The sequence below is a fragment of the Paramagnetospirillum caucaseum genome, from assembly GCF_000342045.1.
Classification (GTDB): domain Bacteria; phylum Pseudomonadota; class Alphaproteobacteria; order Rhodospirillales; family Magnetospirillaceae; genus Phaeospirillum; species Phaeospirillum caucaseum.
Window position 1 is genome coordinate 1 of the sequence record NZ_AONQ01000222.1, and the last position, 308, is coordinate 308.

Here is a 308-nt window from a genome sequence, read left to right on the forward strand (position 1 = left end):
GCTCTACGCCAACCATCTGGCCGAGCCGCTGGCGGCGCTGATCGTGTCGCTGGCCGGCGGCTATTCCCATATCCTGGCCCCCGCCACCACGGGCGGCAAGAACGTGGCGCCCCGCGTCGCGGCGCTGCTGGACGTGGCCCAGGTGTCGGAGATCACCGGCGTGGTGTCGCCCGACACCTTCATCCGTCCCATCTATGCCGGCAACGCCCTGGCCACCGTGCAGAGCAAGGACGCCGTCAAGGTGATCACCGTGCGCGGCACCGGCTTCGAGGCCGCCAAGGCCGAGGGTGGCTCCGCCGCAATCGAAA

The 308-nt window shown here is 70.1% G+C and carries 1 pseudogene; it reads left to right on the forward strand.

The features are described from left to right. Positions 1 to 308: pseudogene (locus tag H261_RS23070) on the forward strand (electron transfer flavoprotein subunit alpha/FixB family protein); the annotation flags it as partial.